Annotated in this window: 21 protein-coding genes and 8 tRNA genes; 24 read left to right on the forward strand and 5 right to left on the reverse strand. The window is 49.3% G+C overall.

Annotation, left to right across the window (positions count from 1 at the left end):
- Positions 1 to 60 precede the first annotated feature (60 nt).
- A complete protein-coding gene (locus OCU14_RS02960) occupies positions 61 to 1329 on the forward strand; it encodes a uracil-xanthine permease family protein (RefSeq protein WP_261809742.1) in 1269 nt (422 codons plus the stop codon).
- Positions 1330 to 1378: 49 nt separating this feature from the next.
- Here OCU14_RS02960 and OCU14_RS02965 read toward each other — a convergent pair whose 3' ends face one another.
- Together OCU14_RS02965 and OCU14_RS02970 are read right to left on the reverse strand one after the other, a co-directional pair.
- Positions 1379 to 1702, reverse strand: a complete 324-nt coding sequence (locus OCU14_RS02965; RefSeq protein WP_261809743.1) for an AzlD domain-containing protein — start codon at positions 1700 to 1702, stop codon at positions 1379 to 1381.
- Complete coding sequence (locus tag OCU14_RS02970; protein ID WP_261809744.1) at positions 1693 to 2397, reverse strand: AzlC family ABC transporter permease; 705 nt, start codon at positions 2395 to 2397, stop codon at positions 1693 to 1695. Before OCU14_RS02970 ends, OCU14_RS02965 begins: the two co-directional genes overlap by 10 nt.
- Before the next feature lie 178 nt (positions 2398 to 2575).
- Here OCU14_RS02970 and OCU14_RS02975 point away from each other — a divergent pair, with 178 nt between their 5' ends.
- Positions 2576 to 2815 (forward strand): MerR family transcriptional regulator, encoded by a 240-nt coding sequence (locus tag OCU14_RS02975; protein ID WP_261809745.1) that lies wholly within the window; start codon positions 2576 to 2578, stop codon positions 2813 to 2815.
- Positions 2816 to 3346: 531 nt separating this feature from the next.
- Here OCU14_RS02975 and OCU14_RS02980 read toward each other — a convergent pair.
- Together OCU14_RS02980 and OCU14_RS02985 are read right to left on the reverse strand one after the other, a co-directional pair.
- Complete coding sequence (locus OCU14_RS02980; protein ID WP_261809746.1) at positions 3347 to 4072, reverse strand: DUF4811 domain-containing protein; 726 nt, start codon at positions 4070 to 4072, stop codon at positions 3347 to 3349.
- Complete coding sequence (locus OCU14_RS02985; protein WP_261809747.1) at positions 4072 to 5556, reverse strand: MDR family MFS transporter; 1485 nt, start codon at positions 5554 to 5556, stop codon at positions 4072 to 4074. The genes OCU14_RS02980 and OCU14_RS02985 overlap by 1 nt, the downstream gene beginning before the upstream one ends.
- Before the next feature lie 220 nt (positions 5557 to 5776).
- Here OCU14_RS02985 and OCU14_RS02990 point away from each other — a divergent pair, with 220 nt between their 5' ends.
- The 7 genes from OCU14_RS02990 (at position 5777) to OCU14_RS03020 (ending at position 11146) form a co-directional block, all read left to right on the forward strand.
- Positions 5777 to 6220, forward strand: coding sequence for a MerR family transcriptional regulator (locus OCU14_RS02990; RefSeq protein WP_261809748.1), 444 nt, complete (start codon positions 5777 to 5779; stop codon positions 6218 to 6220).
- A gap of 529 nt (positions 6221 to 6749) precedes the next feature.
- Entirely contained in the window at positions 6750 to 7313 is a 564-nt protein-coding gene (locus OCU14_RS02995; RefSeq protein WP_057879288.1) for a GNAT family N-acetyltransferase, read from the forward strand.
- Positions 7314 to 7458: 145 nt separating this feature from the next.
- Complete coding sequence (locus tag OCU14_RS03000) at positions 7459 to 8358, forward strand: cation diffusion facilitator family transporter (RefSeq protein WP_261809749.1); 900 nt, start codon at positions 7459 to 7461, stop codon at positions 8356 to 8358.
- Positions 8359 to 8400: 42 nt separating this feature from the next.
- Positions 8401 to 9048 carry a metal-dependent transcriptional regulator gene (locus OCU14_RS03005; RefSeq protein ID WP_261809750.1) on the forward strand — a complete coding sequence of 216 codons (648 nt, stop codon included), beginning with the start codon at positions 8401 to 8403 and terminating at the stop codon, positions 9046 to 9048.
- A gap of 91 nt (positions 9049 to 9139) precedes the next feature.
- On the forward strand, positions 9140 to 9919 hold the full coding sequence (locus OCU14_RS03010) for a threonine/serine exporter family protein (protein ID WP_261809797.1): 780 nt from the start codon (positions 9140 to 9142) through the stop codon (positions 9917 to 9919).
- A gap of 12 nt (positions 9920 to 9931) precedes the next feature.
- A complete protein-coding gene (locus OCU14_RS03015) occupies positions 9932 to 10381 on the forward strand; it encodes a threonine/serine exporter family protein (RefSeq protein ID WP_057879285.1) in 450 nt (149 codons plus the stop codon).
- Positions 10382 to 10477: 96 nt separating this feature from the next.
- A complete protein-coding gene (locus tag OCU14_RS03020) occupies positions 10478 to 11146 on the forward strand; it encodes a phosphatase PAP2 family protein (protein WP_261809751.1) in 669 nt (222 codons plus the stop codon).
- 660 nt (positions 11147 to 11806) lie between these two features.
- Here the strand turns inward: OCU14_RS03020 and OCU14_RS03025 are convergent.
- Positions 11807 to 12601 carry a lp_1002 family arylesterase gene (locus tag OCU14_RS03025; RefSeq protein WP_261809752.1) on the reverse strand — a complete coding sequence of 265 codons (795 nt, stop codon included), beginning with the start codon at positions 12599 to 12601 and terminating at the stop codon, positions 11807 to 11809.
- Positions 12602 to 12729: 128 nt separating this feature from the next.
- On the opposite strand from OCU14_RS03025, the gene OCU14_RS03030 reads away from it, so the two are divergent.
- From OCU14_RS03030 to OCU14_RS03100, 15 genes are all read left to right on the forward strand, one after another.
- Positions 12730 to 13260: a GNAT family N-acetyltransferase gene (locus OCU14_RS03030; protein WP_261809753.1), complete on the forward strand. Its 531-nt coding sequence runs from the start codon at positions 12730 to 12732 to the stop codon at positions 13258 to 13260.
- Between the two features lie 329 nt (positions 13261 to 13589).
- Entirely contained in the window at positions 13590 to 15080 is a 1491-nt protein-coding gene (locus tag OCU14_RS03035; protein WP_261809754.1) for an amino acid permease, read from the forward strand.
- A gap of 229 nt (positions 15081 to 15309) precedes the next feature.
- On the forward strand, positions 15310 to 15942 hold the full coding sequence (locus OCU14_RS03040; protein WP_261809755.1) for a deoxynucleoside kinase: 633 nt from the start codon (positions 15310 to 15312) through the stop codon (positions 15940 to 15942).
- Positions 15943 to 16219: 277 nt separating this feature from the next.
- Positions 16220 to 17491: a serine--tRNA ligase gene (gene serS / locus OCU14_RS03045; protein ID WP_057879315.1), complete on the forward strand. Its 1272-nt coding sequence runs from the start codon at positions 16220 to 16222 to the stop codon at positions 17489 to 17491.
- Positions 17492 to 17787: 296 nt separating this feature from the next.
- Positions 17788 to 17860: transfer RNA gene (locus tag OCU14_RS03050), tRNA-Val, on the forward strand.
- 37 nt (positions 17861 to 17897) lie between these two features.
- A tRNA-Leu gene (locus tag OCU14_RS03055) sits at positions 17898 to 17979 on the forward strand.
- A gap of 37 nt (positions 17980 to 18016) precedes the next feature.
- A tRNA-Thr gene (locus tag OCU14_RS03060) sits at positions 18017 to 18089 on the forward strand.
- A 27-nt stretch (positions 18090 to 18116) separates the two neighbouring features.
- A tRNA-Gly gene (locus OCU14_RS03065) sits at positions 18117 to 18188 on the forward strand.
- 12 nt (positions 18189 to 18200) lie between these two features.
- Positions 18201 to 18286, forward strand: a tRNA-Leu gene (locus OCU14_RS03070).
- 20 nt (positions 18287 to 18306) lie between these two features.
- Positions 18307 to 18380: transfer RNA gene (locus OCU14_RS03075), tRNA-Arg, on the forward strand.
- Between the two features lie 31 nt (positions 18381 to 18411).
- Positions 18412 to 18485 (forward strand) — tRNA-Pro (locus OCU14_RS03080).
- A 37-nt stretch (positions 18486 to 18522) separates the two neighbouring features.
- Positions 18523 to 18596 (forward strand) — tRNA-Pro (locus OCU14_RS03085).
- 199 nt (positions 18597 to 18795) lie between these two features.
- Entirely contained in the window at positions 18796 to 19263 is a 468-nt protein-coding gene (locus OCU14_RS03090; RefSeq protein ID WP_261809756.1) for a CtsR family transcriptional regulator, read from the forward strand.
- Between the two features lie 17 nt (positions 19264 to 19280).
- Entirely contained in the window at positions 19281 to 21776 is a 2496-nt protein-coding gene (locus tag OCU14_RS03095; RefSeq protein ID WP_261809757.1) for an ATP-dependent Clp protease ATP-binding subunit, read from the forward strand.
- Between the two features lie 145 nt (positions 21777 to 21921).
- Positions 21922 to 22521 (forward strand): TetR/AcrR family transcriptional regulator, encoded by a 600-nt coding sequence (locus OCU14_RS03100; protein WP_261809758.1) that lies wholly within the window; start codon positions 21922 to 21924, stop codon positions 22519 to 22521.
- The last annotated feature ends 153 nt before the right edge of the window (positions 22522 to 22674 follow it).

Consider the following 22674-nt stretch of genomic DNA (forward strand, 5'->3'; position numbering starts at 1 on the left):
CGCGCTTCCTTACGGAATGTGTTCGCTATTTTTTTATAATGAGACTGGAGGGTCAGGAACATGTCAACACAGCGTTATCGCAACCCGGACGCCCTGATTGATATTTGGGAGCGCCCCAGCTGGGGTCAGTGGTTCGGCTTATCGTTACAGCACTTATTTTCGATGTTTGGATCTACCGTTCTTGTCCCCATTCTAGTGGGGTTGAATCCGGGGATTGCGCTCTTTAGCTCCGGGGTCGGGACTCTAATGTACATTCTGATTACGCGGGGAAAGATTCCAGCATATATGGGATCGAGTTTTTCGTTTATCGTGCCCATGATTGCCCTAATGAAGACCACCGGTTATCCCGGTATCGCTCAGGGGACCATGGCGGTGGGACTGGTTTATCTGATTGTGGCGCTACTCGTGGCACTCATCGGGTCGGACTGGATTAATCGGGCACTGCCACCGATCGTGGTGGGACCGATGGTGATGGTCATCGGTCTTTCTCTGGCCGGCAGTGCCGCCCAAAAGGCGACGGTCGACAGCCAGGGAACGTATCACTGGCAGTTCTTCGCGGTGGCCATGGCAACGTTACTCCTGACGGTCGGGTTCAACCTTTACTTGAGGGGGGTTCTAGCGTTAGTCCCGATTCTACTGGGCATCGTGGTGGGGTACCTCATCGCGGTGATGGCCGGTTTGGTTAACTTTCAACCAGTCTTGGATGCGGCGTGGTTCCAGTTACCGAAGTTTGAGATTCCGGGTGTCAGTTACCCACTACACTTCTATTGGGGAGCCGTCCTGAGTTTGGCACCGATTGCCTTCGTGACCATGACAGAACACATTGGACACATCACGGTCTTAAATGAACTGACGCACCGCGACTTCTTCAAAGATCCCGGGTTGCATCACACGCTGGCTGGGGACGGTTTAGCCTCGATTGTGGCCAGTCTGGTCGGTGGACCGCCGGTGACATCTTACGGGGAAAACGTGGGCGTGCTCGCCATCACCCGGGTACACAGTGTCTACGTGCTGATTGGTGCAGCGACGTTTGCCATCATTTTCAGTTTTGTCGGCAAGTTGAGTGCGCTGATTGAAAGTATTCCGAACCCGGTCATTGGGGGCATCAGTTTTCTCCTGTTTGGGGTGATTGCCTCGAGTGGTCTACGGATTTTGATTGAAAAACATGTCGATTTTAATAAAAAGCGTAATCTGATGATTGCTTCGGCCATTCTGGTGATTGGGATTGGCAATGCCTACCTGAAGGTCGGTCAGTATGAATTCTCTGGCCTGGCCGTGGCTGCAGTCTTAGGAATTGTGCTCAATCTGGTATTACCTAAGGACGTTTAGACGAAAAAAGGATTCAGAGTAATTTCCGAATCCTTTCGTTTTTTAAGCGTTAAATGCCAAAGTAACGCAGGCAGGCCATTGCGGCAATGCCGACAATCACCACGGCCAAGAGACTCTTGGTGAGGATGCCGGCAATCGTGGCGGGGATGGCAGCCCAGAGATTTTCCCAGTTAACCGTCGCCAGGTGCCCAGGATGGGCAATGAAGAGGCCCTGACAGGTGAGGGCGGTCATGATGGTAATCGGGACGAAGGTGAGAAAACTCAGTAGCCAATCGGGCATCTGGAGCTGTTTAACGAAGACGAACGGCAGGACCCGGGACAAGAGCGTCACCGCGGCACAACCAAGAATGATCCAGAGTTCCGTTAACGACATTTCTTCATCTCCATTCCAAAGAGGCAACCGGCCGCGGTGGCGACGAGTAGGGCCATATTTTCACTGATCAGACCAATCGCGAAGTAGTAAATGAGGGCGACGAAGGCCATTACCAAGAGTTGCAGGCGAACCCCAAGCTTACGATCACTGATCAGTTGGAGATAGACCAACCCAATGAACATGGCCGTGAGGGCAAAGTCGAACCCGAACTGGTCAGGGTTCTTAATCAAGCCACCTAGGTAGGCCCCTACGAGAGTTGCGACACCCCAGACCAAGTAAGCGATGAGGTTGGCGGCGGACTGCCAGGCAAAGCTGAGTTTGCCCGCGGTGTGGTTCTGCTTGTTCATAGCCAGGGCAAAGGTTTCGTCGGTCACCAGTGACCCTAAGAGAATATTGCGGGTCAGTGACTCGTGTCGAAAATACTGTGCCAGGCTGGTACTCATGAGAATCATCCGGGAGTTGACCAGGAAGGTGGAGAGGATGATTGAGGTAATAGGATCCTGGGCCAACAGCATACTTGTAATAATGAACTGGGCGGACCCGGCATACACGATAAAGGAAAGTCCGGCGACCATCCAGAGTCCCAGGTGGCTGGTGTGGGCCACGATCCCGAAGGCGAGACCCACACCGATATACCCAAAGACAGTCGGGAGGACGTCCTTGATTCCAGTCCTAAAAGTTAACGAAGAATCCATCCAAACACTTTCCTTTCGTCATTAAAAATAAGTTGATTTCTCTATTTTAGCGCTGTGACGCGGGCCCGTAAACCACTAATCCCGGGCAAATGATCAGTGGCGGAAACAAAAGGTTGCTTTTTAGGATTGGCGGTTGTATGATACTCTCATCAACCACGAGGAAAGCGGGGGAAAGATGATGGAGATGAACTTAACTGAACTGGCTCAGACCACGAATGTGGACGCCAGTCGAATTCAAGAATACGTTGCCATGGGCCTCTTAGGCGCTGACCATTCCGCAACGGCATTCGATGATTCGGACATGTATTGGATCGACATGATTCAATGTTTTCAGGATAACGGGACGTCTTTAGAAGACCTATCCGGATTAATGCCACGGTGTCGCAAGGCACAGACGCGGTTAACGCAAGTGAACTAAATTTAAGCTTGGTATTCGGCATAGGAGTACCCCTGAAATTGCAGCCCTCGTGGACTGCAATTTTTTTGTGGGTTGGAAACGGTGGTGTCGTAGGTCAGAAGGCCGCCTGCGGCTGCCAGAGATTCCGCCTGCTGTGGGGACGCTTCAGCCTGAGGCCCGGGCTTCTCGCTCGCTTTGAAGCCCCGCCAGAGGCGCGGGTCTTCAAAGTCGCCCGTGGTGTAGGGCCGAGAAACTCGCTCGGTCCAACACCACCTCCACGGCTGGCTCCATCTCTGGCCTCCTCCGGCTAGGTGGTGACATGGCAACACCGGTGGCAGTCAGTAATTGCTAATGACGAGTTATTGGCAGGATTTCAGCATTTTGAGTTCTCCGGGTTAGCTAAGGTGTTCCGGCATGAGTGCTTCTGGGGGAGGGCAGTGGTCGTGCATGCCTTGTACATAATTATTCTGTTGGGGGATCTTGTTTTGAACGCCAATTTAGGCCATAAAAAAATCGCCATCCTCTCTGGAATGGCGACTCTTTGCGGTTAACCTAGTTAGCCTTAACTTGCTTGATCAGCTGCTTCATTGCTTGTGCTTGGTATTCAGCTGCGGCGGCTTGGGTAACCTTCTTCTGTTCTGCTGTGGACATCGTTGGGTTCTTGGTCATAGCGGCCATCACCTTAGTCTTCACATAGTTGGTTGCTGCGGTCTTTTGCTTGGCTTGGAAACTCTTGGAACTAGTCATCTTCTGAAGTTGCTTAGCCTGAGTGGCACTGAGGACCGTCCAGGACTTGTTCAGGTAGATCGTGTTCGTTTCCTTCACGTACTTGTGACCATTACCGGTCAGACCGAACCAGAAGCGGCTAGAACCGTTCTTGAATTCTCGGTAGACCTTCTTCGTCACGATCCGGTTGGCCCCGGAAGTCCGCTTGACGATGTTGGTCGTCGTCACTTTAGCGGCGGTGTGAGTGGCCTTCTTGGCGTTAGCGCTGGTCTTGTAAACGTAGACCCGGTGCTTGTCAGCCGTTCCGACAGATTGGTAAATCATCATGGGCATCTGCTTAGAAGGCGAGGCCGAGTAAATCTTTTGCGTCCGTGTTGTCGACTCGTTATGCAGGCCGAAGTGGTAATGATCATTGCGAATCATGAAGAAGATACTCGTCAGTAACGATAAGATGGCGAGGCCAGTTAAGATGTTGCTGACGGTTCGGTTGTCAATATAGATAAAGAAGATAAACGCGAGAACCGCGGATAATGCGAGCGTTACTAAAATCATTAGGCGGCACCTCCTTGTTGGCTGTCCTCGTCCGCTAAGTGAACGGAATGGTTGCTCCCCTTTAAGAAGAAGGCAACAAAGAGCGCGACAAGACTAAAGCCAATAGCGATCCCGAAGGCGGCATGGTAACCGGATAACGTGGCATCGATGGCACCCTTGGCATAGCTCAAGGGATTCGTCGTTAAGACGTGCTTAGCAGGCATACTGTTCTTGGTGACGTTGGTCAAGACACTGACCAGGATAGCCGTCCCCACGGAACTAGCCACTTGCCGTTGCGTGTTGTTCACGGCAGTCCCATGACTAATCATGTTGGCAGGTAAGGCGTTCATCCCGGCAGTTGTAGATGGCATCATAACCATGGCGATCCCAAACATCCGGATAGCGTAGAGGACCACGATGTAAATCGTCGAAGTATCTTTAGTAATCCAAATGAATGGTAAGGTCCCGATAGTCAGGAGGAACATCCCCAATGTTGCCAGGTGCTTGGCCCCGAAGCGGTCAAAGGCACGGCCGGTAATTGGACTCATGATCCCCATCATTAAGGCCCCAGCTAACAGCGTCAGACCAGAGTGGAAGGCAGACATTCCCTTAACCATTTGAAGGTAAAGCGGAATAACCATTTCGACTCCGACCATGGCCATGTTAACCACGGAACTCAGGATAGCGGCAATCGTAAATTCCTTGGACTTGTAAACGCGGAAGTTTAAGAATGGATCGTCCATGACGAGTTGACGCCAGACGAATAACCCCACGAAAACAAATCCGATAATTAAGGTTGAGAGCACGGTGAGACTTCCCCAACCGTCGTCCCCAACGGATGAGAAACCATAGAGCATGCTCCCAAATCCAATCGTTGAGAGGATAGCGGACAATACGTCGAGTGGGGACTTGTGCGTTTCCAGCACGCTCCGCATAATCCAGAAGCTGGCAAGAATGACGATAGCAACAATAGGAATGATCATCCCAAAGAGGTCACGCCAAGTCCAGTTGTCGATAACCCAACCGGAAAGGGTAGGTCCAATAGCTGGTGCCAGTCCGATAACGATTCCGGCCAGACCCATGGCAGTCCCACGCTTGTTAGCGGGGAAGATGGTCAGCATCATGGTTTGTAACAGTGGCATTGACACCCCAACCCCGACGGCTTGAATTAAACGACCTGTCAGAAGCATAGGGAAGTTAACGGCCGACCAACACGTGATCGTACCGATTAAGAATGTTGACATGGCTGAGATGTACAACCATTTGGAACTGAAAGTTGTCAGTAACCATGCGCTAATTGGAATCATAATCCCATTGACCAGTAAGAAGCCGGTCGTCAACCATTGAACCGTTGATGTGGTAACATCAAACGTCTTCATCAAGGTTGGAAAGGCGGTGGTTAAAATCGTTTGGTTTAAAACGGTACAAAACGTCCCCACTAATAGGAGGATAACCAGCAGTGAGCGGTTATAAGGTTTGCCGTTAGTATCAAGTGCATTACCCAAGTGAATTCCCTCTTTTTTCTAAAATTAAGTCTGAGAACTACTATACTCACGAAAGTATTCTTTGTCAACTAGCTTGACATGTATTTTAGAATATATATACTGTTTGGAGAAAAGAGAACATTCGAATGAAATTACCTAACAAAATTCACAAGCGCTTTCATCGTGATCAGCAGGCGATTTTCACGAAAACGAATTTAATAGAAGAAAGTGGGCAATAAGCATGATTCACGAAGATGCGGCAAAATTATTTAAAAAAATTCCGATGGAGCAAATTGTTTTAGGAATCGGCGATGTGGCCAAGGCAACGGGGGTCTCACAGAGTCAGATCCGTTACTGGGAACGGAAGGGCTATATCGAAAGTCAGGTCGTGGAAGATGGTAAGAATCGCAAGTTTTCCTATAAGACGCTACTCAGGGTGCAGCAGATTAAGATGTACATGGATGATGGCTACACCTTAGTGACAGCGGTTAAGCAGGCTAAACAACGCGGGACATTCCTCGACGCCTTACGTTCCTTCTTCGAAGAACGCTTTGTTCATATTGAGTTAGTTGACGATGACATCCAGATTAATATGGGGGTCTTCGATCCAGAACCCACGAAAGACTTAGTAGCGGAACGCATCGCTGGCAAGTGGAACTTTAAGCTGATTGCGCACGAGAAGTAGGGGCAAACCGTTGTGTCTCACCGTTAACAATGGTAATCTGAAGGCACGGGAGGAACTTAAGGCCCCGGGCAGAAAAAACTTTCGATACCAATCGATCTTCTGGCTGGATTGGTGGTCAATCATGTTGTTGACGTGTTGTGAAACCAGGCGAATAACCATGAGTAATAGCGCGTTTATCTCGCGCCTAGACTACGTTAATGAATGTTAACGTAAGCGATCGTGAAACTAAAACGACGTGTTTTTGGAAAATTGATGTATTTTGATTTTTCGCTCGCCCGGCGCGGCTCCCGTGACGGCTAGTCAAGTTTAGAAAGTTCTTGACTAGCCGTTTTTGTGTGGTGAAGAATCCCTGAGAATATGGCGAAATTATTAAAATGGTAAAGTCAGTCGCCACAAGGGATTTCTTGCGACGGTCTCGAGCAGACAAAATAATTTTAAAAAAAGTGAATCAAGATTGTTGTAATTTATTGCTGGCATGTTAATATAACAAAATCGCTTTAAACCAAAACTATGAAGGATGGTGTTATACATGCTGTTACGACAAGCTACTATGGCTGACTTACCACAAATTGAATCGATTATCCGTGATGGCCGTGAGTTATTGGCGGCGCAATCCATTGATCAGTGGCAAGGAACTTATCCCAACACGGCCGTTATGGTCGACGACATTCACCAAGGGTGGACGGTCGTCTTGGAGGAGAATGACGAAATTTTAGGAACTGCTGCCGTCATTCCTGGAATCGACGTGAGCTACGAACAGATTGAAGGGGCTTGGTTGACCCAAGATTCGCCATATTTGGCTATTCATCGTGTCGCAGTATCCAGCCATCATCATGGTCGCGGTCTCGCTGGGGAACTTTTCCAACGGCTCTTCGCTCAGGCTGACCAGTCAGCGGACATCGAAAGCATTCGGATTGACACGCATCCCGATAACCGAGGCATGCAACACGTTATCAAGAAGAATGGCTTCACTGAAACCGGTAAGGTGGAACTGAAGGGGATGGACTTACAAGGGGTGAAGGACTTTGCTTACGAACGTCTGACCGCCAATGTAAAGCCAGCGCACTTGAACCAAGCAGTCTTTACTAAATAAATCATCTTATATATAGAAGGATTGTTGCCAAGCTAATCTTGGGGCAATCCTTTTTACATAGTCGGGTCGAGCCAAAAGGACCTTTTCATTCTCCCTAAACTCTGCGATAATAAGACTTAGCAGAGGCAAATTGAGGTGACGAGAAATGACACAAAATGGATTGACGGGTGGCCGTTTTCTACTGGTCACGGTACTCAACGTGGTCATTACGGCTTTTGAACTCATCGGCGGACTATTCTCCGGCAGTCTTTCTCTATTGTCTGACGCCTTTCATAACCTGGGAGATGCGCTGTCCGTGGTGCTTAGCTACGTGGCACATCGGATCGGGGGGCGACAACAGAGTCGGACCAACACCTTCGGTTATCGTCGGGCAGAAATTTTAGCGGCCCTGTTGAACTCGGGGATTTTGATTATCGTCTCGCTGGTTTTGGCAATCGAGGCCGTTCGGCGGCTCTTGCATCCGGAACCCGTCAAAGGGGATATCATGTTATTGGTGGCGGTGATTAGCTTTGCGGCTAACCTGCTGTCAACACTGCTCCTGAACAAGGGTGCTAAGCACAACCTCAATATTCGCGCAACGTACTTGCACCTGTTGAGTGATGCCTTGGCTTCAGTCGGGGTGATCGTCGGGGCTATTCTGATTACCATTTGGCAAATCAGTTGGGTGGACCCGGTGATTACGATTATCGTAGCTGGGTACATCACATGTGAATCATGGCCGATTATCAAACAGACCTTTAGGATTTTGATGGAGGCTGCACCAAACTTGGACTATGAAGCCATTGCCCATGATATTCTTCAGTTACCGGAGGTTGAAGGGGTCCACCATATTCACGCGTGGTTGATTGACGAAAACAATATCGTTTTCTCCGTCCACGTGAACATGGATAACCTCCCCTTAGCCAAGATCGAACCTACGTACCGGCAGATTGAGAAGCTTCTCTGTCATCGATACGGGATTAATCACGTCACCGTGCAGGCTGAATGCCGCCGGGGGATGGGAACGGACCTGATTCATAAAACAAATGATTGGCGTCATGAGTAGGGCAGTTGTTGTTCGGAACGTAAATTAGATGAGGTGAACAGTATGACTCCGATGAAGGAGGATTATTTAAAAATTATTTTCGAACTAGGTGGTCGGCAGAAGAAGGTTTCCAACAAGCAGATCGCAATTAGTTTGAACATTGCGGCCGGTTCCGTGACCGAAATGGTGAATAAGATGGCAGCCGAAGGATTGGCTGAACATACACCTTATGCCGGGATTTCATTGACTAGCCGCGGCATTCGCTTGGCCGAGGACTTGGTCAGAAAGCACCGGATTTGGGAAGACTTTCTGGTTGAAAAATTAGGCTATGCCCTGCCTGATGTACACGATGAGGCTGAGGTCTTGGAACACGTGACGAGTCCTAAACTTATCAATGCCCTGGACGACATGTTGGGTAACCCAACACATTGTCCTCACGGTGGGGTTATTCCCGATCGCCTGGGTCATTATCACGAGGACAGCCATACCGTGCTCAATGATGCCGAAGATGGTACCGTGGTGACGGTGGACCGGTTCATCGACAATCATGATCTCCTGACCTACCTAGGCGATCTGAAGTTAGATATCGGTGATCAACTGAAGGTACTCAAGCACGATCCATTTGAAGGCCCCGTGACGGTGCAGAACCTCACGGACAATGCCGAACTCATCGTGAGCTACAAGGCGGCCCACTATATTTTTGTGAAATAAACATTTGGGAGCGAAGAGGCCATCTTCGACTCCTTTTTTTATCACTCGGATATTCTCGCGGGGCGCGGAGTGTCGTATAATGAATGAGATAATGTCATCGATAGGAGGGTCTGCGTTGAGTGGCCAGAAGAAAAGGGATCAATTAATCTTACATACGGCGCTAACGGCAGGCCGCATCATGATCGAAAACGGGTCTGAAATCGAACGGGTCGAGGATACCATGACTCGGATTGCCCACAATGCTGGGGCTGAGACAAGCCAACTCTTCGTGATGATTACCGGGATTCTCATGGCCATCAACGGGGAGGTCGGTGCTCAGATTCAACCGGTCAAGCGGCGCACGTTTGATTTGGAAAAGATTGCCGTCGTCAACCAGCTCTCCAGAGAGTTTGCGGCCCACGACATCACGTTGCGGCAGTTTGCCGACAAGTTGGATCACCTCGACAGTGAAACCAAGTACTTCCCAATGTGGGCGCAGTTACTAGCTGCCGCAATGGTCAGTGGCCCCCTGGAAGTAGTCTTTCGTCACAACCTACATGACTTTTGGATCTCGTGTTTCGTGGGGATGATTGGCTGGCTGGTCTTTTACCTGCTGAATAAGTTCATTCAGATTCGGTTTTTGTCAGAATTTGCTGGTGCCGCAACGATTGGGATCTTAGCGGTATTTGCTGTCCATCTTGGTCTGGGAATCAGTGTCGATGACATCATCATCGGTGGGGTCATGCCGCTGGTTCCCGGGGTACCCATCACCAACTCGGTACGAGACGTTCTAGCCGGTAACCTGGTAAGTGGGCCGGCCCGAGCGGTGGAAGCCTTGGTGAGTGCCGCTGCCATTGGATTTGGGATCGCCATGGTCCTGCAGTTCTTATAAGGAGCGATCGACATGACACTATTAGAGTTTTTTATCGAGGTCGCCGGGACTTATGTGTCGACACTGGCCTTCGGGGTCTTAATCAACATTCCCAGACGCGCGTTAAACTTTGGCGGTTGGATTGGGGTTCTCGGCTTTCTACTTTACCGGTTCACCGTGTTGAGTGGCGGCGGCTACGTGGTCGGCAACCTGTTAGGGGCCTTCGCCATTGGGGTGGCTTCCTTGCAAGCGGCGCGGATTAAGAAAATGCCAATGATTCTCTTCAATATTCCGGCATTGGTACCGCTGGTTCCTGGGGGCCAAGCTTATCAAATGATTAAGAATTTCGCTCTAGGTCAGAACGCCACCGCCTTTGTCTTCATGATGCAAGTGGTGATGATCTCCGGTTCTATTGCGTTTGGGTTCCTCTTATCGGAACTGGTGAACCGGGTCCAACAACGTGCTTGGCGGCATCGGCGCTAGGCAAATCCCCAGCCCCCTCTAGAAATCTAGGCGGGAGGTGGTATACTCATTGCTAGGGGTTTCCCAGAATCGGGTAAGACGAAAGGAATTACAATCATGATGCTATTTGATCGAGACCGGGATCGGCCGTGGAAGTTCACACTTGCCACCGTCCTCTTCCTGGTCGTTGCGTTTTTCGTAAAGGCACAGAATGCCTATGTGAGCTTCTTGGATTCATCGATTGTCGATGTTATCCAGAAGAATCAACCAGGTTGGAAAACGCTATTTTATCGGGGAGTGACCAGCCTAGCTGAACCCAAGTTAGCTATTATTTGGGTCTTAGTGCTGGCGTTCTTCCTTTGGGGCTTTAAATTTAAGATTCCAGCACTCTGGTGCTTGGCAACCTTGGCTAGTGGGGATGTTATCGCGTCACTTGTCAAAAAGATTGTGGCACGACCAAGACCCGCTGCACATTTGGCCATTGATGATGGCTTTAGTTTTCCTAGTGGACACGTGTTTGGCACATTCCTAGTCATCGCAATGATTTGGGTGATTCTAATTCCCATGATTGGCAGAGCCTGGAAGGCTTGGTTGCTCCGAATCGTCTTGATTCTTTGGATGGCTGTCGTGATGATCTCACGGGTCTATCTCAATGCCCATTACCCAACGGATACGATTGGGGCGGTTCTGTTGGCTTACCTGTGGTTACAGGTGGCTGAGGGACTCTACATTCGGTTTGCACCGATGATGCAGGGATGGCCGTTACTGAAGCGTTCCGAGATCTAACTCTTCTACCAGATGGTCAGGTGGGTTAATGACTGAATAAACTAAAAATAGAGCACATCAACAACTAACTGTTTTGGTTGTTGGTGTGCTCTTTAATTTTGTTTGAACTTGTCATGAGGGTAGTGCTGGATAGCCACCTGCGGCTGCCAGGGATTCCGCCTGCTGTGGGGACGCTTCAGCCCGGTGGGCTTCTCGCTCGATTTGAAGCCACGAAGATCACGTGTCTTCAAAGTCGCCCGTGCTGTAAACTAGCCTAAAACGCTAGTTAACACCACCTCCACGGCCGGCTCCATCCCTGGCCTCCTCCGGCTATGGTGGTTCACTGCAATTAAAGAGCATGAGTCATACAGACTTATATAAAATGGTCAACATCATCTGGTACACGCCAGGTGGTGTTGACCATTTTGGGTTATCTCTGGTTCAGTTACGTATTGGTATTTGGCAAGTTGACTAGGAACGACAGTCGAAGCCGTGAGGCTGGTAGATATGGGCTCAGGCGCGTCGTTCACCTTAGTCAGTGAGTGTTGTTCTCACTGGCTTAGGTGAAAGCCAAGCTTGTAGACTCGTGTCGTGTTCTTCGAGGCTTCAAGTTGTGCTCGCACCGTTCCAGCCCATATCTACCAGCCGGTAAGGCGGCCACTGTCGCAGCAACAGACATCGTTAGTCGAGTTCATTCAGCCATTCTTGAGCCAGATCCATCCAGTGGGCCACGTGAGGCAAGGCCGTTCCCGGCTTCCATGCCGTCACTGGATTGGCCAGTGCGAGGCCGTGTGGGCCGTGGTGGAAAAGATGGAGCTCGGTGTCCACACCTTGGGCAATGGAGGCCTGTGCGTAGGCTAGGGCGTTCTGAACGGGCACTAAGGGGTCAGCCGCAGTGGCCCAGACAAAGGTCGGCGCATTCTGTGCGGTGACTTGGTGGTCAGCCGCAATCTTTTCCGGGTCGTCGGTCCAAGCATCTAACATGGCGGGATCGGTTGGAAAGCCAGCCTTAGGCGTGATAACTGGGTAGCCTAAGATGACTGCCTGAGGCTTTAAGGCCGCGGTTGAAACGCCGACCCGTTTTGCAAAGTCGTCACTGTGCCAGAGATCATTGTAGAGGGCGACAATGTGGCCCCCAACCGAGAAGCCAGCAATCGCGATGCGGTTGGTGTCGATCTGCCAGTCCGTCGCGTATTCCTTTAAGCTAGCCACCGTCTGACCCAATTCGATCACGGGGGCTGGCAAGAGAGGGTGTTTTTCGGCGACGAAACTATAGCGGAGGAAGAAGGTCTGATAGCCGCGTGCCGACCAGGCCAATGCTAAGTCTTCGGCCTGTTGTTCGGGGATATGGGTGTAGGACCCACCGGGAACGATAATCATGGCCGGATAATGTTGGGGTGTCCCCGCGTCCTGGCGTAAATAACCCTGTAGGTAGGCGTTGGCGTCAGATGACAGGGCTTGTTTGATAATTTTCATTGCGAAACCTCCTGTTTTCAGTCATGATAGGGACAACAAACCGAACCTATCTTAGGCCAGGTTTGCGAAGCTAATTGCGTTTATTGTAACGCAATTCAACGAGTGACGGAAATGAAGAGGGTGCAAGCATGATTGTAGAAACGAAACGTTTAATCGTTAGACCGGTAACCGACAGTGACCGTCAGGCCTATGGTGAACTTCTTTCAACACCTGAGGTTGCGTCACCGGCTGGGCAGAGCATGGCCCCAACCTCCAAACAGTTAGATAGCTGGTTTCAAAGTGAGAAGGCCACTGGTATGGCGTTTGCCATGGTGGATAAGACCACGAACCGCTATATTGGGTCAATCGTCTGGTATCCGGTCGTTAATGAAAATGGTGAACCAGATGAGACGCGGCGTGAATTGGGCTACCTGATGTTACCAGAGTACTGGGGGCAAGGTCTGATGACGGAAGCTTTGCAAGGCAGTATACAGGGTGTTCGTGAACATTATGCAGGAATACGGGAAATTCAGGCCGCCGTTCTGAAAAGTAATACGCGATCTTTACATGTTTTGGAAAAACTAAATTTCCGAGTGGTGGATCCGGAGGTTCGCTTGCCCGTTGGGGAGAGCTTGACCCCAAAACCACAAGTTTTATTGGCATTTAGCCTCGATTTGTAAGAAGAAAAACAATTTGCGCTCACACCAAATTAACCTTGCAAAATCAGATAGCGGTAGCTATACTACAATGTGTTGATGAAAAGGGTACCGCTAATAATATTTATTCATCCGTAAAAAGGCGGTTTTTTACGGTGGCGAATGTTGGGAGCAAAACCAATCGCAGTCTGTGATTCGGTGGGGTGACCGCATTCAAAGTTCTGAGACCGCCATAGCAACGTAAAGCGTTATGAAGTGCTTTCAATGGTTTAGTCATGTGCATTTCTTCACCATGGTGAAAAGTTATGGGGCTATGTTGAGAAGGTCCTTCGAGCAAGAAGGAGGAAAAGAACATGAAGCAGGATATTACAAAGTCATCCACACCAGAAGTCACGGAATCCGTTAAGCGTGGTCTTAAGACCCGTCACGTTTCCATGATTGCCTTAGGTGGGTGCATTGGTACCGGGCTTTTCGTAGCAAATGGTTCTGCCATTTCTACAGCTGGACCCGGTGGGGCGTTAGTAGCATACATTGGGATGGGCCTGATGGTCTACTTCCTAATGACAAGTTTGGGAGAAATGGCAACGAACATGCCAATTTCAGGGTCGTTCGCGGCTTATTCTTCCAAGTATGTGGATCCAGCACTTGGATTCGCAATGGGTTGGAACTACTGGTTTAACTGGGCTATCACGGTTGCCGTGGATATTTCGACGGCAGCATTGGTGATGAAGTTCTGGTTACCAGGCGTTCCTGGCTGGATCTGGAGTCTGATTGCACTGGTCTTGATTGTCTTTATCAATGCCATGTCGGTTCAGGCCTTCGGTGAAACCGAATTTTGGATGTCCTTAATCAAGGTCATCACGATCTTCGTCTTCCTGGCCGTTGGGTTCATGACTATCGTGGGTATCATGGGTGGTCACGCAACTGGCTTGGACAACTTTACTTACAAAAAGGCACCGTTCGTGGGTGGCTTCCCAGCCATTCTGAGTGTGTTCGTGGTTGCCGGATTCTCCTTCCAAGGGACCGAATTAGTCGGGATCACGGCTGGTGAATCAGAAGACCCTGAACATGATGTGCCAAAGGCAATTAACCAGGTATTTTGGCGGATTATTTTATTCTATATCTTAGCTATTTTCGTTATTGCCGCCGTCTTACCTTACACGAGTCCTGATTTACTTGGGTCTTCTGCTAGTGACGTTGCCATCAGTCCCTTCACGCTGGTCTTCCGGCGTGCCGGTTTGGCTGCGGCAGCGAGTGTGATGAACGCGGTTATCTTAACCTCCGTCATCTCATCTGCTAACTCTGGGATGTACGCGTCAACTCGGATGCTCTACTCCCTGTCCAAGGAAGGCTATGCACCAAAGCTCTTCGAACGGACTTGGAAGAACGGGATTCCTTATCCAGCATTGATTGCAACGACTGTCGTTGCCGCCGTAACCTTCTTCACGAGTATTGCCGGTCCACAGATTTACCTGTGGTTGGTGGCTGCTAGTGGGTTAACCGGGTTCATTGCTTGGTTCGGGATTGCCTTATCACACTTCCGTTTCCGGCGGGCATTCGTTCGTCAAGGCCACAAGCTCAGCGAGTTGAAGTACCATGCTAAGTGGTTCCCAGTGGGCCCAATCCTGGCTTTGGTTCTCTGTGTCGCCGTGATTGTTGGTCAAGACCCACAATCGTTCTTTACTGGTAACTGGGAACAAGTCCTGATCACCTACATCAGTGTGCCATTAGTTTTGGTACTCTACACGGTGTACAAGATCCGGCACCACACGAAGTTAATTCCTTTGGATGAGGTTGACGTTTCGCCAATCCACGAAGAGGGAACACTGAAAAACAAAGATTAATAGTCTGACTTGATCATCAACAATTAAAATTAAATTTTCTGCGGCGCCCAGTCGAGTAAATCTTGACTAGGCGCCGTTTTGTATCCCACAAGGGGACAAATAGCGTCACCTGCTGAGACAAAATTCCCACGACATATTGTCTTTTTACGGTGAGGTTGGTACAATATGTAGTGTTGAAAAATTTCCGGGGGCAAGTCCCCGGTGCGTCAGTAAATAAAGGAGAGATTGCATGCTCGTACTATCAGGAACCATTGGCGCCGGCAAGACTAGTCTGACTAGTCTGCTTGCCGACCACCTTCACAAACCAGCTTTTTATGAATCAGTGGATGACAACAAGATCTTACCGTTGTTCTACAAAAATCCACAGAAGTATGCCTTTCTGTTACAGATCTATTTCCTAAACAAGCGGCTGGACAGCATCAAGGCAGCCAACGCTGATGACGAGAGCGTGCTCGATCGGTCCATCTTCGAAGATTCCTTACTCTTTCATTTGAACGCCGACTTAGGCCGGGCTACGGCTACTGAAGTTGACATCTATGACTCCTTGCTGGCTAACATGATGGAAGAACTTCCTGACGCAACGCACAAGAAGAACCCTGACTTGTTGATTCACATCAACATCTCCTTTGAAACGATGTTGGCTCGGATTCAAAAACGTGGCCGTTCGTTCGAACAAATTGACCACGATCCAAGCCTGTACGAGTACTACAAGGAACTCGATCAACGCTACGTCGACTGGTACAACAACTACGACAAGTCACCTAAGATGCAAATCGATGGGGACAAGTTGGACTTCGTTGAAGATGCCGACGCCCGCCGTCAGGTTCTCCAATTAATTGATGAAAAGATTGCCACGCTCTAAGCGTTGTCTAATCCGTTAAAATGCGGTATGATTATGGCAATTAGTAAACACGACGTGCCTATTAAGTAGATGGCCAGAGAAGCGGGGTAAGCTGAAAACCGCCACATCGAAACTTCCAGCACGACTAAATAGTGGGCGGGTAATGCCGCACGGTGCAGACCGTTATCATGTTCAAGTGTATGGCTATGCCATGAACTTGGGTGGTACCGCGAAGGTCTTCGTCCCATGTGACGGAGGCTTTTTTTGTACCATCCAGCAAATCGAAGGGAGTTTAACCATGTTAGATTTAAAGTTAATTCGCCAAGAACCAGACTTCATTAAAGAGAAGTTAGCCACGAGAAACGTTGATCCAGCCGACATCGATGCCTTACTGGCCTTAGATGCCAAACGGCGGGAGTTGATCGTTAAGAGTGAAACCATGAAGGCCCAACGCAACACGGTCTCCGATGAGATTTCCCAGTTGAAGCGTAACAAGGAAGACGCCGATGACAAGATTAAGGAAATGCGCCAAGTTAGTGCCGACATCAAGGCCTTAGACGCTGAACTAGATACCTTGAAGGACCAAGTTCACGATGCCGCTGCCCACTTGCCTAATATTCCGAATGACAACGTGCCAGTTGGTTTGGATGAAGATGGCAGTGTTGAATTGCGGCAATGGGGGGAGAAGCCTAACTTAGACTTCGAACCTAAGGCACACTGGGAGATTGGGGAAGACCTTGGTATCCTCGACTTTGAACGCGGAGCTAAGGTCTCAGGTAGCCGTTACCTGTATTACATGGGTCTCGGGGCACGTTTGGAACGGGCCGTTTACAACTTCTTCTTAGACCAAAATACAGAAGCTGGCTTCACCGAAGTCTTGCCACCATACATCGTCAACGATGACTCCATGTACGGGACGGGCCAATTCCCTAAGTTTAAGGAAGATGTCTACCAGTTACGTGATGAAGACATGACGTTGATTCCAACGGCCGAAGTGCCTTTGGTGAACTACTACCGTAACGAAGTCATTCCTGAAGAAAAGTTGCCAGTCTGGTTCACAGCCCTGACCCCAGCCTTTCGTTCCGAAGCGGGGAGTGCCGGTCGCGATACCCGGGGTTTGATCCGGCTTCACCAATTTAACAAGGTTGAAATGGTGAAGTTCTGTAAGCCAGAAAACTCTTGGGATGAACTGGAGGCTCTGACTAAGCACGCTGAGATGCTCTTACAGAAGCTTGGACTGGCCTACCACGTTATTACGCTGACAACCAGCGACATGAGCTTTACAGCCGCTATGACGCACGATTTAGAGGTCTGGTTCCCGAACCAGAACACCTACCGTGAAATCTCTAGCTGTTCCAACACCACCGATTTCCAAGCACGGCGCGCTCACATTCAGTACCGTGATGACAAGGGTAAGTTACAATACGTCCATGCCCTGAACGGATCTGGCTTGGCCGTTGGTCGAGCGGTTGCTGCAATTTTGGAAAACTACCAAAATGCCGATGGTTCCGTGACCGTTCCAGATGTTTTGGTTCCTTACATGGGTGGCGTCACCCGGATCACCAAGTAACGCATTTTTGGATAATTAAACGACAGGTTTCAGCGAAGAGTTCGACCCATTGGTCGGGCTCTTTTTGCGTTTTCGAAAGGGAAGTGAGCGTCCAGCACAGTTTCTTGTAAAAAAATTCAAAAAAAGGCTAGCTTTTTTATTTGGGATACGCTACAATATTAAATGTTGTTACGGGAGTAGTTATTCAGTCAGCGAATATTTATTCAAAATAATTTGAAATTGTTGTTGACATCATCTTCCCGGCATGGTAAATTATAATAGTTGTTTCGAACGAGATAGTTTGTTTGAAAGCACATGGAGGATTAGCTCAGTTGGGAGAGCGTCTGCCTTACAAGCAGAGGGTCACAGGTTCGAGCCCTGTATCCTCCATTGGGAATAAAATCCCTGGCGTTAGTTCGCCAACGTTGCAGGTGTGGCGGAACTGGCAGACGCGCTAGATTTAGGTTCTAGTGTCTTATGACGTGGGGGTTCGAGTCCCTTCACCTGCATAATTAAATATTGCAAAATATTTGTTTAAAATATTTTGCCGACTTAGCTCAGTTGGCAGAGCATCTCACTAGTAATGAGGAGGTCGGAGGTTCGAATCCTCTAGTCGGCATGGTTCCATTAATTTTATAGCCAATTTGCGGAAGTAGTTCAGTGGTAGAACATCACCTTGCCATGGTGGGGGTCGCGGGTTCGAATCCCGTCTTCCGCTTTTTAACCCTTTGCCGGGGTGGCGGAATTGGCAGACGCACAGGACTTAAAATCCTGCGGTCAGTGATGACCATACCGGTTCGATCCCGGTCCTCGGCATTTAACTTAATAATAATTATGCACCCATAGCGCAATTGGATAGAGTGTCTGACTACGAATCAGAAGGTTGTAGGTTCGACTCCTACTGGGTGCATTTTTGTTGCTTATGTCTCATAAGCAATTTTCGGGAAGTAGCTCAGCTTGGTAGAGCACCTGGTTTGGGACCAGGGGGTCGCAGGTTCGAATCCTGTCTTCCCGATTTTTACTAGCTTAATATTTCGCTGGTGAGCTTTCTTCGGGAAGTAGCTCAGCTTGGTAGAGCACCACGTTCGGGACGTGGGGGTCGCAAGTTCAAATCTTGTCTTCCCGATTTTTTTATCTCTCGAATACATATTATGATAATAACGACCGGATTCCTTACTAATTGTTTGGAAGCTGGTCGTTTTTTTGTTATGATAGTTTACCAGAACTTCTCCAGGAGGGACGGGCTAATCCGTTGCTTTTTCGGTGGAATTTCGTATAATATTAGTCAACATTAGTCAGATAACTGTGGCGAAGGGGGGACGATAATGGAGAATCAGAATATTTCGGATATTATTGAATCTTACCTGAAGCAGATTCTGGCGGAATCCCAACAGGTTGAGATCCGCAGAGCGGAGATTGCCGATCAGTTTAATGTGGTGCCTTCACAGATTAATTACGTGATTAAGACCCGTTTCACCATTCAGGACGGCTATGTCGTTCGCAGTAAGCGGGGTGGCGGTGGCTACATTCGGATCGAGAAGGTTAAGTTACTAGATAACTTAGACTTCATTGATTCGTTGGTGAGCGCTGTTGGGGACCAAATTTCACGGCATGATAGCCTGGCAGTGGTGCGTAACCTCTTTGAGGCAGGGACCATTAACCGGCGTGAGGCCAATATTATGCTAGCAGCCATTAATAAGGATGCGATTAATACGGGTAGCCGTGAAATGGATGAACGCGTACGCGCGGCGGTCTTGAATTCAATTCTGGACCATTTACGTTATGAGAGTTAGGAAAGCGAGGAGCTGCAATGGATAACCTATTTACACCGAGTGCTAAGAGTGTTTTGGTCTTGGCACAGGAACAAGCAAAGTATTTTAAGCACCAAGCGGTGGGAACGGAACACCTGCTACTCGCCCTTACAATTGAAAAGAATGGCATTGCCAACAAGGTTTTGCAGCAGTTTTCGATTACTGAAGACGATGTTCGCGAGGAAATCGAACGGTTCACGGGCTACGGCACGTTAGCCAACACGGACAAGGACAGTTACCTGCCATATTCGCCAAAGGCCAAAACGATGTTAACGTTGGCTGGCGACGAAGCCAAACGGCTGGGAGCCACGAAGATTGGAACGGAACACATTTTGTTAGCGTTGCTTAGCGACGAAACGATTCTGTCTTCCCGGATCCTAAAGAACCTGAGTGTCGAATTAACGGACGCCCGTAAGGTTGTTTTACGGAAGCTTGGGATTACTGATACGCCAAAACGTCGCAATGACAATCGGTCACAACGTCGGGCTGCCCAAGGAGGCACGCCAACGCTGGATTCTCTGGCTCGTAACTTAACCGAAGCGGCTAAGGAAGGCCGAATGGATCCAACGGTCGGTCGTGAGAAGGAAGTTAAACGGGTCATTCAAATTCTGAGTCGGCGGACCAAGAATAACCCGGTTCTTATCGGCGAACCCGGTGTTGGGAAGACGGCGATTGCCGAGGGTTTGGCCCAACGGATTGTCGCCGGCGATGTGCCAGAAGATATGCAAAACAAACGGTTAATGATGCTCGACATGGGGTCACTTGTGGCGGGAACTAAATACCGTGGTGAGTTTGAAGATCGTTTGAAGAAAGTTATTGAAGAAATCTACAATGATGGACAGGTTATCCTGTTTATCGATGAACTTCACACTCTGATCGGGGCTGGTGGGGCTGAAGGGGCCATTGATGCCTCTAACATCTTGAAGCCAGCCTTGGCTCGTGGTGAACTCCAAACCATTGGGGCCACAACGTTGGACGAATACCAGAAGTACATCGAATCCGATGCTGCTCTGGAACGTCGATTTGCCACGGTTCAGGTTAATGAACCAACGCCAGACGAAGCCTTGGAAATCTTGAAGGGTTTACGTTCACGTTATGAGGACCACCATCACGTGAACATCACGGATGATGCGTTGGATCAAGCTGTTAAGTTGTCAACACGCTACATCAGTGACCGGTTCTTACCTGATAAGGCCATTGACCTGATGGATGAAGCGTCGGCTAAAGTCCGCATTGACCAGATGGTTAAACCAACGCCAGCCTCTAAGCAGGCCCAGGAGTTGGCTAAGCTCGCTGATGAGAAGGAAGCCGCTATCGAACAACAAGACTTCGAACGGGCCGCTAAGTTACGGACCCAAGAGATGGCTTTACGGGAGAAGCTGGACGCACGCAAGGCCAAGGCAGCCGCAGCAGCGGCTGCTAGTGACCAACAGTATACGACGGATGTCACGGGTGAAGATGTGGCTGAAGTTGTTGCTGAATGGACCGGTGTGCCAATTACGCAGTTGAAGCAAACCGATGCTGATCGTTTGGTTAACCTCGAGAAGATTCTGCACCAACGGGTCGTTGGCCAAGAAGAAGCCGTTTCCGCGGTTTCTCGAGCCATTCGGCGGGCACGTTCCGGATTGAAAGATCCCAACCGGCCAATCGGGTCCTTTATGTTCTTAGGACCAACCGGTGTGGGGAAGACCGAATTAGCTAAGGCCTTGGCCGAGGCAATGTTTGGGTCCGAAAACAACATGATTCGTGTCGACATGAGTGAATACATGGAGAAGTACTCCACAAGTCGTTTGATTGGGTCTGCTCCGGGTTACGTCGGCTATGATGAAGGTGGCCAATTAACCGAAAAAGTTCGCCAAAAACCATACTCTGTCGTTCTATTTGATGAAGTGGAAAAAGCCCATCCCGATGTCTTCAATATCCTTTTACAGGTATTGGACGACGGGTACTTGACGGATTCCAAGGGTCGTAAGGTGGACTTCAGAAATACCATCTTAATCATGACCTCTAACTTAGGTGCCACAAAGTTGCGGGATGAAAAGACCGTCGGCTTTGGTGCTGAGGACCAGGCTAATAGCTACAAGGCGATGGCTCAGACCATTCGGGAGACGCTTAAGCAGTCATTCCGGCCAGAATTCTTGAACCGGATCGATGAAACGGTCATCTTCCACTCCTTGAAGAAGGATGAACTTCATGAGATTGTGAAGTTGATGGCTAAGCAAATCATCTTGCGAGTTGCTGACCAGTCCATCAAGTTGAAGATTACGCCAGCCGCAATCGACGTGATTGCTAAGGCTGGGTTCGATCCCGAGTACGGGGCACGACCAATTCGTCGGGCTTTACAGACTCAGGTTGAGGACCGGTTGAGTGAGGCTTTGCTAAGCGGTGAAGTCAAGACCCATGATCAAGTGACCATGGGGGCTTCTCACGGCAAGATGACTATGGCCATCAAGTCTAGCAAGAGCCAGGAACCAACGGCAGTCGTTAGTCACTAAAAGTAAAATAAACGCTGAGGTAGTCATTCCGAATTAAGGATGGCTACCTTTTTTGACAGGGCGTCGAGTCGATGTAACTGGTGATAAATGAAATGTGGTACACTAGTTTAGGAAATTTAATTTGAGAAAGGACGACGGCCTGTAAATGAAGAGAGAAGAGCAATTGACTCGGACGCACGCGGCCATTTTGACTGCGGCTCGGGAACAATTTTTGTCACAGGGTTATCAAGCAACGTCGACGCGTGAGATTGCGCGTCAGGTAGGTATTACGCAACCTGCCTTGTATCATCACTTTAGTGATAAGGAAGTTATCTTCTTAGAGGTGATTCGGACAGTCGGCGAGGAGATTCGTGAGGGCATCACACAGGTCGTTGCCCAGTTGACACCCGATGTTGACTCAGTCGACTCCCTAACGGCGGTAACTGAAGTTCTAACCTCGGCCCATCCTAGAGATATTTTCACGGTAATTCACGGGAGTTTTCGCTTCCTGAAGCCAGAGAACCAGCGGCAGCTGGGGATGATCTTTCAACAAGATTACCTGGTCCCACTGACGACCTTCTTCGCCACGGATGCGGTTCAGTTACAGGGTGAGGTTCAACCACAAGACGCTGCTTCCTTCTATCTGACTAGTCTGAGCCCGCTCTTTAATACGTTCCATCACGTGGGTCCTAAGGATGCGACGCAGCACGAGCAAACGGTCGCGTTGGTCCGGCTAATCTTGTTTGGCGTTGCCACTAGAAAGTAAAGTCAATGTATTGACATTTGGTGCTAGATTTAGTACTATATTATTCGTATGCAACTGTGAACTGAAATTGGTAGCGCCGATATATTGTCCGGAGCTATCACTATAAGAAGCCAAAAGCAAACTTTGGGTTTGTTTTTGGATTTTTTTTGCCAA

The sequence above is a fragment of the Levilactobacillus humaensis genome (genome assembly GCF_024345185.1).
GTDB classification, from domain to species: Bacteria; Bacillota; Bacilli; order Lactobacillales; family Lactobacillaceae; genus Levilactobacillus; species Levilactobacillus humaensis.